We start from the raw sequence: 15811 nt of genomic DNA on the forward strand, positions 1-15811 counted from the left end.
CCGTTTCCGGACGGGTGGGCCAGCGGACAGAAGGGGTGCGGGGCAAGTCAGGAGGGGTGCGGGGGAGTCAGGGGGTGTGCGACGGGGTCAGGCGCGGGCGCGCAGCTCCTTCTTGGAGATCTTGCCCACGCCCGTGGTCGGCAGGGTGTCCACGAAGACGATCCGGTCGGGCACCTTGTACGCGGCGAGACCGCGGCCCCGGACGAACTGCTTCAGCGCGAGCGCTCCCACCGGCCCGGTGTCCGTGCGCAGGACGACATAGGCGCAGCTCCGTTCGCCGAGGTACGGGTCGGGTTCCGCGACGACGTGGGCGTCGTGCACCGAGGGGTGGGCGAGGAGGTGGTTCTCCACCTCCTCGGCGGCGATCTTCTCCCCGCCCCGGTTGATCTGGTCCTTGGCCCGGCCCTCCACGATCAGATGGCCGCCCTTCACCACCCGGACGAGGTCGCCCGTCCGGTAGAAGCCGTCCTCGGTGAAGGCCCGGGCGTTGTGCTCGGGCGCGTTCCAGTACCCCCGGACGGTGTAAGGGCCACGGGTCAGCAGATGGCCCGTCGTACCCTCGGGCACCTTGTTGTCCTCGTCGTCCACCACCCGGATCTCGTCGCCCGGTGAGAGCGGGCGGCCCTGGGTGGTGACCACCGTCTCGGGATCGTCGTCCAGCCGGGTGTAGTTGACCAGGCCCTCGGCCATGCCGAAGACCTGCTGGAGCGTGCAGCCCAGGGCCGGCCGGACCCGCCGGGCCGCCTCCTCGCCGAACTTCGCCCCGCCGACCAGCAGGACCCGCAGACTGGAGAGGTCGTACGGGGTCGAGGGCGCCGCGTTCGTCCAGACCAGCGCCAGCGGCGGCACCAGTCCGGTGATCGTCACCCCCTCGTCCTGGATCAGCGGAAACGCCGTGTCCGGCGCCGGCCCGGGACACATCACCACCCGCCCGCCCGCGTACAGGGTGCCGAGCGTCCCCGGTGAGGAGAGCGGGAAGTTGTGCGCCGCGGGCAGCACACAGAGGTAGACGCTGTCGCCGTCCACCCCGCAGACCTCGTTGGAGGCCCGTACCGAGTACAGATAGTCGTCATGGGTACGGGGGATGAGCTTGGGCACCCCCGTACTGCCGCCGGAGAGCTGGAGCAGGGCCACGTCCGAGGGGGCCGGACCGGGCAGCCGGGCGGGCTCGGCGGTCACCTCGGCGGTCACCTCGGCGGTCACCTCGGCCAGCGAGGTGAAGCGGCCCGCGTCCGGCCCGGCGACAAAGACCTGGCGCACCGAGGGCACCCGCGCGGAGACGATCGCCGCCAGCGTCCGGTAGTCGTACCCCTGGTGCACACCGGGCACCACATACGCCACCGCACCCGTGAAGGAACAGAAGTAGGTGATCTCCGACTCCCGGTGCGCGGGCAGCGCGAGGACGGGCACCGCGCCGATCCGGGCGAGCCCGAAGAGCACCGCCAGAAAGTCGGAGGTGTTGGGGAGCTGGACGACGACCCGGTCCCCGGGGCCGATGCCCCGGGCGGCCAGCCCGGCGGCCAGCCGGTCGGCCCGCCGGTCGAGTTCGGCGTAGGTCAAGCTCCGCCGGGTGCCGCCGGGGCCGTCCGCGGGGTCGACCACGGCGGTCCTGCCCGGGTGCGCGGCGGCCCGCCGGCGGAGCATCCCGCCGAGGGTCTCGCCGCGCCACCAGCCCGCCTCGCGGTAGCGCCGGGCGAACTCCTCGGGCCACGCCGGGGCGATGGCCGTGGACGCACCGGTCACAGCTCGGCCCCCACGGCGTCCAGGAAGGTACGGAACTTCGCGGTGGTCTCGCCGGTCTCGGCCGCCGGCTCGGAGGCGGCGACGATGCCCGCTCCCGCGTACAGCCGCAGGGAGCGCCCCTCCGCCTCGGCGCAGCGGATGGTGACGACCCACTCGCCATTGCCGTCGGCGTCGCCCCAGCCCACCATGCCGGTGAAGAACCCCCGGTCGAAGGGTTCCGTCTCACGGATCACCGCGCGCGCCACATCGGTCGGAGTGCCGCAGACGGCCGGGGTCGGGTGCAGGGCGGAGGCCACCTCCAGGGCCGAGACCCCGGGGTCGGCGAGGGTGCCGGTGACGGTCGTCGACAGATGCCACAGGGCGGCCGTCCGGACCAGCGAGGGCCTCGCCGGCACCTCGATCGAGGAGCAGTACGGGGCCAGGGTCTGGTGGACGGCGTCGACGACGACGGCGTGCTCGTAGAGGTCCTTGGCGGACTCCAGCAGGGCGGCGGCCCGGCGGACGTCCTCGGCGAGATCGGCGCTGCGCGGGGCGGACCCGGCGAGCGGATTGGCGACCAGCAGTCCGCCCCGGCGGGAGACCAGCAGTTCGGGGCTGGCACCGAGGAGCACCCGGCCCGGCGCGGTCGGCAGCGCGAAGGTGTAACCGTCGGGGTCGCGGCGGGCGAGCCGCTGGAGCATGGCGGGCAGATCGAGGTCCTCGGCGCCGGTCACCTGGAGGGTGCGGGCCAGCACCACCTTGCTGAACTCGCCCTCCCACATCCGGTCGACGGCGGCGGCGACCCCCTTCGCGTACTGCTCGGGTCCGGGCTCGGGCCGGACCGTCCACCCCGTCCTCGGCGGCGCCGAGGCGGGCAGCGCCACCAGCGGGTCCACGGCGAGCGCGGGGCCGGCGCCCACGGTCTCCGGGACGACCAGCGCGGCGGGTGCCGCCGGGTCGAAGGGGATGGCCCCCAGCACCAGGGGCACGGCGCCGTCCGGGGCCGGGGAGAGCGCGGCCAGGGTGTCCGCCACCCGGCGGGCCAGTGGCTCCGAGCCGTGCGGGACGGCCGCGCGCATCCCCCGGGCCAGCAGGGTACGGGTGGGAGTGGCGAGGAAGCGGTCCTCGCCGCGATAGGCGTCGAGGAGGCCGGTGGCGGCTCCCACGGCGGAGTGCGAGGCTTCGGTGGACCGGGGCGCGGCGATCTGCGGGACCGTCGACACGGAGGACTCCTTGGCTGGTGCGGGTGGGGGGTGGGACAACACGGGTGCGGTGGGTGCCGGCCCGGGGACGGGCCGGGGCAGCGGTGGCGGCGGGGTCAGCGCAGGGTCGCGCCCCCGTCCACGTACACGTCCTGCATGGTGATGTGCCGGGCCCCGTCCGAGACGAGATACACCACCGCGTCCGCGACATCGGCGGGCTCGGCGATCCGGCCCAGCGGGATGCCGGTGCGGTACGCCGCCGGATCCCCCTCGATCACCCGGCGCGGCGCCGACGGGCCGTCCCACAGCGACCGCTGCATGGGCGTGTCGGTGGATCCCGGGCAGACCGCGTTGCAGCGGACGCCCCGCGCGGCGACCTCCAGGCCGAGGCACTTGGTGAACATGACGGCGGCCGCCTTGGAGGCGGCGTAGGCGCTCATCCCCGCGCGGGGGATCCCGGCGGCGTTGGACGCGACGGTGACCACCGCGCCCGCGCCGCGCTCCGCCATCCCCGGCACCACCGCCCGGCAGACATGGAACACCCCGGCGGTGTTGACGGCGAAGACCTCCGCCCAGTCCCGGTCGGTGGTCTCCAGCGCGGCGCCGGTCCGCAGCACCCCGGCCACCTGGACCAGGATGTCCAGCGGCCCCAGCTCCCGCTCGACCCGGGCCACGGTCGCGTCCACCGCCCGTGGATCGGTGACGTCCAGCGGGTATCCGGTGACGCCGCCGGCCGCCGGGCCGCCACCGGTGCGCGCGGTGAGCGCGGCGACGGTCTCCGCGAGGGGCCCGGCCGCCCGGTCGGTCGCCGCCACGGTGGCGCCGAGACCGCTGAGCGCCTGGGCCACCGCCCGGCCGATCCCCTGCGCCGCGCCGGTGACCAGCGCCACCCGGCCGTCGAAACCGCCGTACGGCACGGTCGCGGCCGGTGCGGGCCGGGGCGGGGGATCGAGACCGGGCAGGGGGTCACGCGTCGGCACGGCGATCCCCGGCCGGGGCGAGGAGTCCGGCCCACTCGGTGAGGGTCGGCCGCTCGGCCAGGTCGGCGAAGCCGATGCGGGCCCCCTCGGCACGCCACTTCTCCACCAGGGTCATCAGCCGGATCGAGTCGAGCCCGAGATCGAGCAGATTCTCGTCCGCCGGCAGTTCGCCGGGTTCGGTGTAGAGCACCTCGGCGACATCCTGGGTCAGCCTCTCCACCGTGAAGCTCCGCTGTCCGGCCGTGTCGGCCATGATGGGTCGTCCTCTCCCTCGTGCTGGTGTGAACTCCATGACGCGGCGGCGGGCATCACCCGGGCGGTGCCGAGGGGGCCGTCGCCGCCGGCCGTACGGGCTCCGTCAGCGGCCGGTCGGGCCGCGCCGCGAGCAGCCGCAGCAGCGCGGCACAGCGGTCGGCGAGCCCCGCCACCTCCGCCGGTTGGTACAGGGCCGCGTTGGCGTCGAGGTCCAGCCGCAGCCGTCCGTCCGCCTGCCGTACCGCCGACAGCGAGAGATCGTCCACCGGGCCGGAGGCGAGGGTGACGATCCGGCCGGGTGTGCCGTGGAAGTCCAGCTCGGTCGCGAAGGGCCGCAGATTGAGCAGGATCCCGCCGCGCCCGGTGAGCAGGGACGCCCCCCGGTACCGCTGGTGCGCCCGGACCGCGCGGAACTCCGCCGCCGTCCGCCGCAGCAGCGCCGCGAAGCCCGCCCCGTCGCCCACCGGGATCCGGACCGGCAGGACGTTCACCGCCATGCCGGGGACCCGCAGGGTGCCGGGGGCGGTGCGGGCCATGGCGTACATCCGCAGCACGGCCTCCGGTGCGCCGGTCTCCAGCCGCAGTTGTGCGGCGACCGCCGCCGTGACGGCCTCCGCCCAGGTGGCGCGGGCGCCCCGGGCCGTGTGCTCCAGCCGGGCGGTGTCCGCGCGGTCCAGGACGACCGTATGTCGCAGCACCCGCCCGGAGGCCGGCGCGGTGCCCCGGGCGAAGCCGGTGACCGAGGGCCGGTCGGCGTAGCGCGCGGTCCAGTGGGCGCGGTCGGCCGCCTCGTCCGCCGAGTCCGCGTAGGCGCGTTCGGCGTCGACGAGGACGCTCAGCGGGGCGAAGGGGGAGGGCGGCGGTTCCTCCCCGCGCGCCAGCGCCGTATAGAGGTCGGCGGTACGGCGGCTGAGCAGCGAGACCCCGTAGCCGTCCACGGCGAGATGGTGGAAGTACTGGAAGAGCAGATGCCGTTCGGGTCCAACGCGCACCAGCACCGTACCGGTCAGGGAGGCACCGCCCGGGGCAGGACCGCCGGGTCCGGGGGCACCGCCCGCCGGACCGGGTGCGGGGGCCGGGCCCGCCGGGGCGATCAGCGCGTCCAGCCGGGGCGGACAGGCGAGCTGATCGCGTACCAGCTCCACGGCGGCGGCGACGGGATCCGCCGCGCCGGAGGTGTCCAGCCGGGGCAGCCGCCACCCTTCGGCGTCGAAGGGCAGCTGCTCCTGGCGGGGGCCGTCCGCCCCGCCGTGGATCCGCAGCCGCAGCGCCGGCGCCTCGGCGAGCACGCGGGCGATGGCCCGTCGCAGCGGGGTCACCTCCAGCGGACCGCGCAGATCGATGTACTGACCGACGTTGTAGGTGGTGTTCCCGGGGTCGGCGCACTGGGCCGACAGCACAGGGCGCTGTGCTGCCGTCAGCTCCAGTCCGCGGCCCGCCCCGGGGGTGATCGCAGGCACGGGGCCCTCCGAACTCTGATGTCGTGAACGGTCGAAGGTGGCGGATCGGTGGGGGAGGCCGGCCGGCCGGACGGGGCCCACGGCCGGGTGGGCCCCCGGGGCGGCACACCCGGGGGCGGCGGGACCGCCGCTCACGGGGCCGGTACGGCCACACCGTCCGCCGTGTCGACCGTCCCGCCCGCCCGGTCCGCGCGGCCGGAGAGCAGATCCTGTCCGGCCAGGCCCAGCAGCAGGGCGTCACAGATCTCGCCGGAGCGCACGGCGAGCGTGGAGAGGAGGGAGGAGGTGATGCCGTGGGTGTGCTCGGCGGCGGCGCCCTGGACATAGATCCCGGCCCCGACCCGCTCGGTGGTGGCCACCCGGTGGTCGCGGCCGATGCGCAGCCTGCCCCGGTCGTCCGTCAGGCACTCGTCGGCGAGCGGCCCCAGCAGCTCGCGCGGGTCCTGGGACCGGTAGCCGGTGGCCATCACGATCGCGTCGCAGTCCAGCGGGTGCCGTTCGCCGCTGGTCAGGGAGCGCACCACCACCCGTACGCCATCGGGGATCTCCTCGATGCCCGCCAGCTCCGTGGTCCGCAGGATCCGCAGCCGCTCGGTGCCCGCTACCTTCTCCTGGTACACCGTCCGGTACAGCTGGTCGATCAGTTCGCCGTCCACCACCGAGTAGTTGGTGTTGGCGTGGTTGTCCATCAGCGACTGCTTGACCTCGTCCGGGGCCTCGTAGAAGTCGTCCACGGCGGAGGGGTCGAAGATGCGGTTGGCGAAGGGGCTGTCGTCGGCGGGGCTGTAGCCGTACCGGGTGAACACCGCGCAGATCTCGGCCTCGGGGAACTCCCGGTGGAGGTACTCGGCGGTCTCCGCCGCCGACTGGCCGGCGCCCAGGACGACGAAGCGGCGGTGCGGCCGGGCGGCCGCACGGGCCTCCTGCGACCGGAAGAGGAGGTCCCGGCTGTGCCAGATATGGGGACCGGTGGCCACCCCCTCGGGCAGCCGGGGCCGCAGCCCGGTGCCGATGATGACGTTCCGGGCGCGCAGGATCGTTTCATCGGTGCCGTCCTCCGGGGTACCGCCCCCGGCGGGCCGGGTATGGACCTCCAGGGTGTCCACCCGGCCGTCGGTGCGGACCGGGCGGACCGCGTAGGTCTCCCGGCTGTATCGCACACGCTGCTCGACGGTCCCGGCGCACCAGCGGAGGTAGTCATGGAACTCGACCCGGCTGGGGAAGAACGACTTCTGGTTGATGAAGTCGGCGAGCCGTCCCCGCTCGTGCAGATAGCGCAGGAAGGTGAAGCGGCTGCCCGGATCGCGCATGGTCGCCAGGTCCTTGAGGAACGACACCTGCATGGTGGCCCCGGCGAGCAGCATGCCCCGGTGCCACCCGAACTCCGGCTGGCGTTCGGTGAAGACGGACCGCAGGGCCCGCCCGGGGCCGCACTGCGCGTTGTGCTCCTCGATGGCGATGGCCAGCGCCAGGTTGGCCGGGCCGAAGCCGATGCCGACCAGGTCCTCGGTGGGGGCGGCGTCGTGCCGCTCTCCCGTGTGCTGGTGCCCTGCAGACATGCTCATCCTTTGCTCGGTCCGACCCGGGGGCGGACAGGTCCGGCCACTGCCGGTGGCGTCGGGCGCCGGGTCTCCGGGAACGCACGGAAAGACCCTGGAAGTTAGGTAAGCCTTACCTAAGATCACCCATGGGGGGCGGTGTGTCAAGCGCCCTGTGTGCGGGTTCCCGCGGTGTGTCGATCGACGTCAAGAAGGGTGTGATGGAGGGGAGTTGGGTCCGGCCCGCCCGGTACGGAGGCGCTGTCCTCGCGGTGCGCGGGTCCTTGCCCCCGGGGCGCGGTGGCCGATGCGTCCGGGACCACGGTCGTCCCGGTCCCGCTGTCGGTGAAGACCTCCAGGAGCAGGGCGTGCGGTACCCGCCCGTCGACCACATGGGCCCGGCGCACGCCCTCCCGCACGGCGCGCAGACACCCTTCCATCTTGGGTGCCATCCCGCTCTTCAACGTGGGGAGCAGCCGCTCCAGTTCGGTGGCGGTCAGCCGCCCGATCACCTCGGTGCTCCGGGGCCAGTCGGCGTGGAGTCCCGCCACATCGGTCAGCATCACCAGTTTCTCCGCGCCGAGCGCCCCCGCCAGCGCCGCCGCCGCGAGATCGGCGTTGATGTTGTAGATCTCGCCGTCGTCCCCCCGGGCGACGGGGGAGACGACCGGGATCCTGCCCCGGTCCAGCAGGGCGAGCAGGGTCTCCGTGTCGACCCGGACCACCTCGCCGACGAGTCCGATGTCCACCGGCACCCCGTCCACCAGGGCGGGTCGGCGGACCGCGGTGAGTGTGTGCGCGTCCTCGCCGGTCAGCCCTACCGCGAACGGCCCATGGGCGTTGACGAGTCCGACGATCTCCCGCTGGATCCGCCCCGCCAGGACCATCCGCACCACATCCATCACCTCGGGTGTGGTCACCCGCAGTCCGGCGGTGAATCGGGCCTCCAGCCCCAGCCGGGCGAGCAGCGCGTTGATCTGGGGTCCGCCGCCGTGCACCACCACCGGGCGCAGCCCGGCGTACCGCAGGGCGACGACATCGCGGGCGAAGGCGTGCTTGAGCTGCTCGTCGACCATCGCGTTGCCGCCGAATTTCACCACGACGACCTTGCCGTGGTGCCGTTCCAGCCAGGGCAGGGCCTCGATGACGGTACGGGCCCGGGAGCCGTCCGCCCGTGACCGCGGCGCGGCGGGGCGGGGTTTGACGGGGTCGGCGGGGGGCCGGTGCCCCGGCCCGGAAAGCGGATCAGGGGCATCCGTTTCTCTGGTCCCGGTCGCGGGGGTCATGGCGCGACTCCGGGCGCGAGGGCTGCGGTGGGGGTCATGGGTGTCTGCGTTCCTTCGGTGCGGAGGTTTGCGGACAGGGCGTCTCCGGGCCAGGGGTGTCCGGGCCGGCGGAGGGGGGAAGGCCGGGGGTCTCCCGTCGGCGCCGGGGCGCGAGGGCGGGCCGGTCACCGGGGTGCCGCTCCGCTCCGTGCCGGGGCCGGCCGCCGTGCCCCGTCCCGCGCGGGTGCGCCGGGGGAGGGGCCGGAACCGCTGGTCGGAGGGCGTTCGGGTGCCCGTACCGGCGCGCGGCCGCTCCGGGCCGTGGCGGCGCGGTCGGAGGAGGGTGTCCAGGGCGACGCGGAGGCCCCGGGCGGATCGGCGGTGATCGGCGGGGCGGGGTGCGACCGGGTGTCCCGGACCCCGTCCGCTCCGCCGGCGCGGGTGCGCGCCGGGGAAGAGGGAGAAGCGGGCGCGCGAGAGGGACCGTTTTCCCGCGCACCCGCTTCGTTCAGGGAGCCACCGACCGTCCGGCCGGGCTCTGTTCGAACCGCTCGCGCGGGCAGACGCACAGATAGGCGTCCTTCTCCGGCTTGCGGATCTTCTCGGTCGTGGTGAAACCCGCGTACGCGAAGATCGTGTGGGCGGCGTCGTTGCGGATGTCCGGCTCGGCCACCACCCTGCGGGTCGCGGGGTCCGCGAAGAGCATCCGCATCGTGCTGGTGATCGCCGCACGGGTGAAGCCGTGCACCGGCCTGTCCGCGGGCGACACCAGGAAGTGCAGCCCGACATCGCCCGGTTCGGGCCGGTAGAGCCCCACCAGGGCGACATACCGGGGGTCGTACCGCTCGATCAGAAAGGCGGGCACCCCGTCCACCAGGCCGAGGAAGGCGTCGTGGTGCTCATGGGCCGCCATCGCCGTGTACTTCTCCTCGATGTCGCCGAGGTCGAAGTGGCGCATCATCCAGAAAGCGGACTTGGGGTGGGTGACCCACCGGTGGACCAGCGCGGAGTCGGTCCGGGGATCGAGGGGCCGCAGGCTGAAGCGGCCGGGGTCGATGGGTGCCGTGCCCCCCGCGCCGTGGGGACGGCTCACGGGGCTCGTGCCGCCGATACGGCTCATGCGGCCCGCTCCGGGAAGGCGGGGGCGGTCCGGTTCCCCGGACGGCGGCGCACCCCGCCGGCGATCACGGTGGCGGCGCGCGGGCCCCCGGCGGGGGTCCGGGCCGGGGCGATCGGGCGGGACCACCCCAGGGGACCGGCCGGCTCCGCTCCCGCCGCCGCGCCAGGGCGGCGGCAGGCGTCGGCCGTGTGGTCGTCGGGCGGGTGCGTACGCATGCGGGACCTTCCGGAGGAGGCGACATGACCGGGTACGGGGGCCGGGGGAAGATCACCCGGCTGAATTGTTAGGTTAGCCTAACCTAACTGACCTGTCATCCCTTGGTGATCATTTTCGTGAGCCAGGTCGAGACGTGGTGAGGCGTGTTCCGTGAGCCGTGTTCCGTGTCCGGCCCCCGGAGCGCCCGGGGGACGCTCCGGGGCCTCGCCCGCCGCCCCGGAACGCGGACGGCGGGCGACGGGCGGCGGGCGGCGGCTCAGGGCCCCGCCGGGGCCTGCTGGGCGTTCAGCCGGACGACCCTGGGCAGCCGTTCGATCGTCGCCTCGCGGTGCGCGATGACGACCAGGGTGCGGTCCGCCCGCAGGGTGTCGATCGCGGTCTCCACCCGCAGGGCGGTCTCCGGGTCGAGATCGGCGGAGGCCTCGTCCAGCACCAGCACCGCCGGGTCGACCAGCGCCGCCCGGACCAGCCCGATGAGCTGGATCTCGCCCGCCGAGAGCCCGCCCGTGCCGCCCCCGAGCGGGGTGCGGAGCCCCTCGGGCAGCCCGTCGACCCAGGAGGTCAGGCCGAGTTCGCGGACGGCGGCCAGGATCCGGTCCTCCCCGGGTTCACCGGGCACCAGACCGAGGTTGTCCAGCAGGGTGCCCCGGATGAGGTGGACACGCTGCGGTATGAGGACGATCCGGCGGCGCAGCTCGTCCGGCGGCAGCTCGCGCAGATCCCGGCCGTCGTAGCGGACCGAGCCGGAGTCCGGGATGTAGAGCCCGGTGAGCAGCTTGGCCAGGGTGGTCTTGCCCGCGCCGGTCGGACCGGCGAGACCCACCCGTTCCCCCGGTTCGACCCGGAGGGAGACCCCGGACAGCACTCGGGCGGTGGAGACATAGGCGTACTCCACCCCCGTCACCTCCAGGACCCCGCGACCGGCGGTCGGCCGGGGCCCGGCGGAGGGCGCCCCCGGATGCTCCCCGGGCGCCGCCCCCGGTGGTCCGGACGCCGGCTCCGGCGTGGCGGGCTCCCGGGGGGCCGTCCGCGCGAGCAGGTCCAGCAGCCGGGCGAGCCCCACCAGGGTGAGCTGGAGCTGGCCCATCAGATTGGACGCCTGGGTGGCCGAGTCGAAGAGCTGACGCGTCGCCAGGACGAAGACCACCACCGTACCGACGCTGATCCGGCCCTCCGTCGCGAGCCAGCCGCCGACCAGCAGCAGCGCGGCCGTCGTCGCCCCCTGCACCAGCCGGGCGAGGCTGATCACGAACAGGGCCCGCTGGCTGCGCCGGGCGGCCCGGTAGCGGCGCTCGGTGTCCTCGTGGAACCGCGTACGCCAGAAGTCCACCCCGCCGGTGGTGACCAGCATCTCGCGGGACTGGACCAGCTCCCGGTAGGACGCGGCGACGGTACCGGCGGCGGCGGCCTCGGCGGCGAAGGCGGGCCCGGCGGCCCGCTTGAAGCGCCGCAGCACCCAGACGATCGCCGGGGCGAAGACGCCCAGGGTGACCAGGGTCAGCAGCGGTGAGTACCCGAGCAGCAGCACCGTCGTGAAGACCAGATACCCCGCGACGGTCAGCAGTTCGGGCAGTTGCGCGCGGACGAAGGTCGCCAGATCCGCGATCTCCGTGGTGCACCGGCGCAGCAGGTCGCCCGACGGCTGCGCCTCCAGAAAGCGCAGCGGGGCCCGGGAGAGACGTTCGACGGCGAGGTCGCGCAGCCGCCGTACCACGCGTTCGCCGACGGTGGTGAGCAGGATCTCGGCCCGCCGGAACAGCACCAGGCGCAGCAGGGCCAGCACGGTCAGCGCGCCGACCGCGATGAACAGCCCCGTACGGTCCCGCTCCAGCAGACGGTCGACGCCCGCGCCGATGACGGCGGGCACCGCGACGGAGGTCAGGGTCGCCGCCACACTGGTGAGCAGGGCGACCACCACGGCCCGCCGGTGGGGGCGCAGATACGGCCAGGTGCGTCCGAGCACCCGGCGCTGATCGGGGTCGGGGGAGAGCGGTCGTTCCTCAGCCACCTGCGGTCACCCGGTCCTTCGGCCTGGCCGGATCACCGGCGGGTACGAGCGTGACCACCTCGTCGGCGGCCTTGAGCACGGCGGGCCGGTGGGTGGCCCAGACCACCGCCGTACTGCCGGACCACTCCCGCAGCCGTTCCAGCAGCACCTGTTCGGTGGCGGGGTCGACGGCGGAGGTGATGTCGTCCAGGAGCAGGACGGCGGGGCGCCGCAGCACGGCACGGGCCAGCGCGAGACGCTGGAGCTGGCCGCCGGAGAGGGTGCTGCCGCGCTCCCCGACCTCGGTGGCGAGCCCGTCGGGCAGCGACTCCAGATGGTCGTCGAGGGCGGCGACCCGGCAGGCGGCGCGCAGTGCCTCGTCGTCGTGGTCGCCGCCGAGCCGGAGATTGTCGGCGAGGCTCCCGCTGAGGGTGGCCGGGCGCTGGGGGACGAACCCGATCAGCCGGTGGAGCCGGCCGGGGTCCGCCTCGTCCAGGGGGACCCCGCCGAAGCGCACGGAGCCGCCGTCCGGGGGAGCGAGCCCGGCGAGTACCCGCAGCAGCGTGGTCTTGCCGGACGCGGTGGGGCCGGTGACGGCGACCAGGGTGCCGGGGCGGACCGTGAGGCCGATGGGGGCCAGGACGGTACGCCCGCCCGCGACGCGCAGGACGGCCTCGGCGGTCAGCTCGCCGGCGGCGGCCGGCTCCCGCCTCCCGGCGGCGCTCTCCTCCGGCCCTGGCAGCAGCAGTTCCTGGAGCCGGCGGGCGGCGGTGGTGGCCTGGCTGAGCTGGCTGATCCGCAGGGTGAGCACGCCCACCCACATCACCAGCATGCTCATCCAGGTGGTGAAGGCGACGATGCCCCCGACCGACATGGAGTCCCGCAGGACCGCGACCCCGCCGACGCCGAGTCCCGCGCCGATGGCGAGGGCGGGGACGAAGGGCGAGAGGGCGGCCCAGTCGGCCGACACCCGGGCGGTGACGAGGGTGTGTTCGGTGACCTCGGCACTGCGGGTGTGATGGCGCGAGACCAGGGCGGACTCGCCGCCGATGCCGCGTACGGCGGCGCTGGCGGAGAGCAGCTCCTCGACCGCGTCGGCCCGGCCGCCGTGGGCGGTGGACAGGCCGGTGTTGGCCTTCCCGAACCGCCGGGGGAACCAGTGGGTGTTGATCCAGACCAGCGGGGGCACACAGAGCAGACAGACGACGGCGAGGAGCGGGTCCAGCCGGACGATGGCCGTGATCATCAGCACAAAGCCCGCGACACCGCTGACGAAGGAGGCGAAGCCCATCAGCCAGGTACGGACGAGGTCGACGTCCCGGGTGCCGCGCATCCCGAGATCGCCCTCACCGAACCGGTCCAGGGTGCGGGTGTCGAGCGACGCGACCCGGTCGGCGAGCCGGTGGTTGAGCCGGATGCCGCCCCGGGTTCCGGCGAGGGTGGAGAACCAGCCGAGGAGGACCTCGGCGAGGGCCGCGACGACTCCGGCGGCGAGCGCGACCAGCGCCCACTTCCGCAGCGCGTCGCTGTCGTCGCCGACGATGCCCTGGTCCACGGCGCGCTCGATGCACCAGGGCAGGGCGATCAGCGCGAACTGATAGCCGAAGCCGCCGAGTACGGCGGGCAGCTGGAGCCAGGCGTCCCGGCGCAGCACCGTGCCGAGCAGCCGCAGCCCGTCGCCGGTGGTGGGCCCGGTGCCCGGTGCCCCGGGGGATGGGGTCATGCCGTGCCTCCGATGACAGGGCCCCGGCCGGGGGCCCCGGCCGTCGCGGGCCGGTGGGGCCGGGTGGGCCGGTGGATTCCGTGGACGGCGTACGCCGGACGGTACGGGCGTGGTGCGCGGGGTCCCCGGGGGCGGCCGGTGCCGCCCGGCGCCGGGGTGGTCGGGTGCCGGCGCGGGACGGCCGCGCGCCGCTCCGGTCCGGTGGGGCCGGGTGGTGCGAAGGGCATCGGTCAGACCTCGCTGTCCTGGGTCTCGCCCCTGGTCCAGTAGGGCGTCAGATGGGTGTCGGAGCGCGCCAGGCCCTGTCCTTCGACGAAGTGCCGGCGCAGCTCGCGGATGACGCCCCGCTCGGCCGCGCCCCAGATCCGGCCCCGGCCCGGGGGCAGCGGGAGCGCCGTGGCCCGCTCGTGGAGCAGCTGCCCGGCGGGCCGCGATCCCCGGTGGAGCCAGCTGATCCGGGCGTCCGCCCGGGTGGTCAGAGGCTGTTCCTCGGCCCGGTCGGGGACCTCGACGACCACCGACACCGGCAGTCCGGGCGGCAGTTGCTCCAGGGTCGCGGCGATGGCGGGCAGCGCGGTCTCGTCGCCGAGGAGGACGGCCCACTCCGCGTCGGGGCCGGGCGTCCAGCCGGACCCCGGGCCGAACCAGATGGCCTCGTCACCGGGGGTGGCCCGCTCCGCCCAGCCCGAGGCGAGCTGATCGGCGCCGTGCAGCACGAAGTCCATGTCCACCTCGCCGGCTTCGGGCCGGTGGTGGCGGATGGTGTACCGGCGCAGCCGGGGTTTGGCCACCGGCAGCAGCGCGCGGGCGGCCTCGGTGGTGAAGGGCCGGGGCAGTTCGACACCCGGCTCGTAGAAGTACAGCGCCACATGCTGGTCGCCGCCGTTGCTGTGCAGTCCGGCCAGCTCGTCACCGGCGAAGGTGATCCGCGCCATCCGGGGCGTGATCCGCTCCACCCGCCGCACCCGGGTCACCCTCAGTTTCCCCGAACGCCGGTGCTCGCTCTGCCCGTCGCGGACCGCTGCGCCGCTCATCTTCGCTAACTCCTCATCGCCGTTGGCCCGTTGGATTGCCCAGGGGATTCCGTAGATCGTCTCCGGAAGAGGTAGCTTAGGCAAGCCTTACCTTTCCGCTTGGGCGGTGGGGTGGGTTTCCGTACGGTGTTCGATGGAGGAGTAAGCGAAAATGACCCGCTCGCGCACGATGTCCCGCACTCTCGGCCGACGGTCCTTCCTCGGAGGGCTGACCGCAGGCGCGGCGGCCCTCGGGCTGACCGCCTGCGGGGTGAACGACTCCTCGGAGGGCGACGGCGGCGGTGACAAGAAGGCGGACGCAGGCAAGGGCGGCGGCACCCGCACGGTGAAGGCCGACAACGGCACGATCACCGTACCCGCGGCCCCGAAGCGGGTCGTGGTCACCGACAACTACGCCGCCCTGATGCTGCTGGAGCTGGGCATCGTGCCCGTCGGCGTCCCCGACGGCACGGCGCTGCCGACCCTGATGCCCGCCGCCGACCACGCCAAGTTGGCGAAGGTGAAGACCATCGGCGCCCCCGGCACCCTCAACGCCCAGGCGGTGGCGGCCCTCAAGCCGGACCTGATCATCGATCAGTTCTACCGGGACAAGGCCACCGCCCTGGCGGACGCGAAGGTGGCACCGGTCACCCACTTCGACTGGACCAAGGACGCGCTCTGGCACGAGCAGATCGCCCGGGTCGCCGACGCGGTGAACCGGGAGGCGCGGCTCACCGAGCTGAAGACCCGCTACGAGACCCGCGTCAAGGAGGTGAGGACGGCCCACGCCAAGAAGATCGCCACCTCCGTCTGGGCCCCGCTGAGCGGCGGCCCCAGCGGCAAGTTCTTCCTCGGCACCCCGTATGTCACCGTCATGCGCGAGCTGGGCCTGAAGATCGGCGCAGGCATCCCGGAGGGCCAGGGCGAGAAGTTCATCCCCAAGAGCTACGAGGAGCTGGATGTCCTCGGCGACTGCACCGCGCTGATCTACCCGGTGCAGTTCGACGGCAAGCCCACCCCCACCACCCAGGCCCTCCTGGACCACAAGCTGTGGAAGGCCGTCCCCGCCGTCAAGGCGGGCCGGGCCTTCTCCTCGCAGCACTTCCTGATGGCGAACTACTCCTTCGCCATCGGCGCGGTGGACGAGATCGAGGGCATGCTCAAGAAGCTCTGACCCCAGGGGCGGCACCGACCGCCCCCGTGGTGGGGGGGCGGGGCCGGCGGCGCCCCGCGCCGCCGCCCCCGCCGCCACCCGGCCCCGGGCCCCCGGGGCCACCCCCACCGCCCCCGCGGGCGCCGCGGCGCCGGCGCGCGGGGGCGCCCGCGCCCG

The 15811-nt window shown here is 74.5% G+C and carries 13 protein-coding genes; 1 reads left to right on the forward strand and 12 read right to left on the reverse strand.

The window, feature by feature from the left end; genetic code table 11:
- Positions 1 to 87: 87 nt before the first annotated feature.
- From ABT354_RS18255 to ABT354_RS18310, 12 genes are all read right to left on the reverse strand, one after another.
- Positions 88 to 1743, reverse strand: a complete 1656-nt coding sequence (locus ABT354_RS18255) for a (2,3-dihydroxybenzoyl)adenylate synthase (RefSeq protein ID WP_351494826.1) — start codon at positions 1741 to 1743, stop codon at positions 88 to 90.
- Entirely contained in the window at positions 1740 to 2945 is a 1206-nt protein-coding gene (locus tag ABT354_RS18260) for an isochorismate synthase (RefSeq protein WP_351494828.1), read from the reverse strand. The genes ABT354_RS18255 and ABT354_RS18260 overlap by 4 nt, the downstream gene beginning before the upstream one ends.
- A gap of 95 nt (positions 2946 to 3040) precedes the next feature.
- On the reverse strand, positions 3041 to 3841 hold the full coding sequence (locus ABT354_RS18265) for a 2,3-dihydro-2,3-dihydroxybenzoate dehydrogenase (RefSeq protein WP_351494872.1): 801 nt from the start codon (positions 3839 to 3841) through the stop codon (positions 3041 to 3043).
- A 49-nt stretch (positions 3842 to 3890) separates the two neighbouring features.
- Complete coding sequence (locus ABT354_RS18270; protein ID WP_351494830.1) at positions 3891 to 4157, reverse strand: phosphopantetheine-binding protein; 267 nt, start codon at positions 4155 to 4157, stop codon at positions 3891 to 3893.
- A gap of 55 nt (positions 4158 to 4212) precedes the next feature.
- On the reverse strand, positions 4213 to 5619 hold the full coding sequence (locus tag ABT354_RS18275; protein WP_351494832.1) for a condensation domain-containing protein: 1407 nt from the start codon (positions 5617 to 5619) through the stop codon (positions 4213 to 4215).
- 131 nt (positions 5620 to 5750) lie between these two features.
- Positions 5751 to 7178, reverse strand: a complete 1428-nt coding sequence (locus ABT354_RS18280; RefSeq protein ID WP_351494834.1) for a lysine N(6)-hydroxylase/L-ornithine N(5)-oxygenase family protein — start codon at positions 7176 to 7178, stop codon at positions 5751 to 5753.
- Positions 7179 to 7321: 143 nt separating this feature from the next.
- Positions 7322 to 8443, reverse strand: a complete 1122-nt coding sequence (gene argB / locus ABT354_RS18285) for an acetylglutamate kinase (protein WP_351494836.1) — start codon at positions 8441 to 8443, stop codon at positions 7322 to 7324.
- Positions 8444 to 8930: 487 nt separating this feature from the next.
- Entirely contained in the window at positions 8931 to 9542 is a 612-nt protein-coding gene (locus ABT354_RS18290) for a GNAT family N-acetyltransferase (RefSeq protein WP_351494838.1), read from the reverse strand.
- Positions 9539 to 9757, reverse strand: a complete 219-nt coding sequence (locus tag ABT354_RS18295; RefSeq protein ID WP_351494840.1) for a hypothetical protein — start codon at positions 9755 to 9757, stop codon at positions 9539 to 9541. Before ABT354_RS18295 ends, ABT354_RS18290 begins: the two co-directional genes overlap by 4 nt.
- 257 nt (positions 9758 to 10014) lie before the next feature.
- Positions 10015 to 11766, reverse strand: coding sequence for an ABC transporter ATP-binding protein (locus ABT354_RS18300; RefSeq protein WP_351494842.1), 1752 nt, complete (start codon positions 11764 to 11766; stop codon positions 10015 to 10017).
- Positions 11759 to 13468, reverse strand: a complete 1710-nt coding sequence (locus ABT354_RS18305) for an ABC transporter ATP-binding protein (protein WP_351494844.1) — start codon at positions 13466 to 13468, stop codon at positions 11759 to 11761. Before ABT354_RS18305 ends, ABT354_RS18300 begins: the two co-directional genes overlap by 8 nt.
- A 230-nt stretch (positions 13469 to 13698) precedes the next feature.
- Positions 13699 to 14502, reverse strand: a complete 804-nt coding sequence (locus ABT354_RS18310) for a siderophore-interacting protein (protein WP_351494846.1) — start codon at positions 14500 to 14502, stop codon at positions 13699 to 13701.
- A gap of 151 nt (positions 14503 to 14653) precedes the next feature.
- Here ABT354_RS18310 and ABT354_RS18315 point away from each other — a divergent pair, with 151 nt between their 5' ends.
- Positions 14654 to 15655, forward strand: coding sequence for an ABC transporter substrate-binding protein (locus ABT354_RS18315; RefSeq protein ID WP_351494849.1), 1002 nt, complete (start codon positions 14654 to 14656; stop codon positions 15653 to 15655).
- The last annotated feature ends 156 nt before the right edge of the window (positions 15656 to 15811 follow it).

This window comes from Streptomyces sp. NPDC000594 (genome assembly GCF_040299965.1).
Lineage (GTDB): Bacteria > Actinomycetota > Actinomycetes > Streptomycetales > Streptomycetaceae > Streptomyces.